Origin of the sequence: Mesorhizobium sp. M1E.F.Ca.ET.063.01.1.1, from assembly GCF_003998155.1 — a bacterium.
Lineage (GTDB): Bacteria > Pseudomonadota > Alphaproteobacteria > Rhizobiales > Rhizobiaceae > Mesorhizobium.
Window position 1 is genome coordinate 1 of sequence record NZ_RZSC01000969.1, and the last position, 1,885, is coordinate 1,885.

1 protein-coding gene is annotated in these 1,885 nt (G+C 68.1%); it reads left to right on the forward strand.

Going from position 1 to position 1,885, the window contains the following annotated elements:
- Window positions 1-47: 47 nt before the first annotated feature.
- The coding region (gene pbpC, locus EOA29_RS34905; protein ID WP_245468705.1) for a penicillin-binding protein 1C at window positions 48-1,885 on the forward strand (1,838 nt) is incomplete at its 3' end.

Consider the following 1,885-nt stretch of genomic DNA (forward strand, 5'->3'; position numbering starts at 1 on the left):
TCCCTATACGGGGAGAAGGTGCTGGCAGGCGGATGAGGGGCAGCGCCATGCTCTCCAGAAAATTCCTCAGACGCACTGCGATTGCAGGCATTTCGTTTGCCTGCCTCGCCGCCCTTTCCGTCGCCGCCCTCTGGGAGCTCGACCGCGCCTTCCCGCCGCCGCTGCCGGCCACGCTGACGGTCTCGCCCGAGGTGCAGGACCGCGACGGCCAGCTCTTGCGCGCCTTCGCCACGCCTGACGGCTACTGGCGGCTCGAAACCCGCCTCGACCAGGTCGACAGAGAGTTCATCGACATGCTGGTCGCCTATGAGGACAAGCGTTTCTGGGACCACCGCGGCGTCGACGTTCTGGCGCTTTGCCGCGCCGCCAGCCAGTTCGCCACCAGCGGCCACATCGTCTCCGGCGGCTCGACCTTGTCGATGCAGCTTGCCCGGCTGATCGAGCCGCGCGACAGCCGCAGCCTCGCCTCCAAGGCCAAGCAGATCCTGCGCGCTATCCAGATCGAGCGGCGACTGTCCAAGCAGGAAATCCTCGAGCGCTATTTGACCCTGGCGCCCTATGGCGGCAACCTCGAAGGCGTGCGCGCCGCCTCGCTTGCCTATTTCGGCAAGGAGCCGAAGCGGCTGACCGTTTCGGAATCCGCCCTCCTCGTCGCGCTGCCGCAACTGCCCGAAAAACGCCGGCCCGACCGCAACCTCGACATCGCCCATGCCGCGCGCGACCGGGTGCTCGACCGCATGGTCTCGTCCGGCCTGCTTGGCGAGCGCGAGGCTGCGCGCGCCGCCCTCGACGATGTCTCCGGCCTGCGCCGCAAGCTGCCGGCGCTCGCTGCGCACGCTTCCTACGCCATGCTGCCCAAGGCGGAGCCCGGCAAGCCGCTGCAGCTCACCATCCGCAAGAGTGTTCAGCAGGGCCTGGAGCAGGTAGCGAGGGAGGCCGCCAGGAAGCTCGGGCCTAAACTATCCGTCGCCATGGTGATGGCCGATGCGCGCACCGGCGACATTCTTGGCGAGGTAGGCTCGGCCGATTTCTTCGACGCCAGCCGCTCCGGCTGGATAGACATGACCAAGGTCGTGCGCTCGCCCGGCTCGACGCTGAAGCCGTTCATCTACGGGTTGGCATTCGAGCAGGGTTTGGTGGCGCAGGAGACCATCATCGAGGACAGCCCGGCCGACTTCGGCGGCTATCGGCCGAAGAATTTCGATATGGGCTACCAGGGCGACGTCAGCATCAGGCAGGCGCTGCAATTGTCGCTCAACGTGCCGGCGATCCGCGTGCTCGACGCCGTCGGTCCCGCACGGCTTACCGCGCGCTTCCGCCAGGCCGGCGTCAACCTGGTCCTGCCGCTCAACGAAGCGCCCGGCCTTGCGATCGGCCTCGGCGGCGCCGGCATAACCTTGCGCGACCTGGTGCAGCTCTATACGGGGCTCGCCAATGGCGGCAAGATGCACACGCTGCATGACGGCACCGAGCCGGCCAATGCCGAGCGCGCCACCGCCACCATCCTCGACGACCAGGCCGCCTGGCAGATCGACGACATCCTCTCCGGCGTGAAGCCGCTGGAAGGCGCCATGCAGGGCGGCATCGCCTACAAGACCGGCACCTCCTATGGCTATCGCGATGCCTGGTCGGTGGGCTTCGACGGCCGCTATGTACTGGGTGTCTGGGTCGGCCGCGCCGACGCCAGCCCGATACCGGGTCTGTCCGGCTATGTGTCGGCCGCGCCGATCCTGTTCGAGGGCTTTGTCCGTTCCGGTTTGGCCAGCGTGCCGCTGCCCAGCCGGCCGCCTGGCGTCTTCAACCCCAAACGCGACGAACTGCCGGTGACGCTCGCCCGCTTCGGCGCCGGATCGGACGGGCTGGTGCAGGCAACGCCGACCGAGCC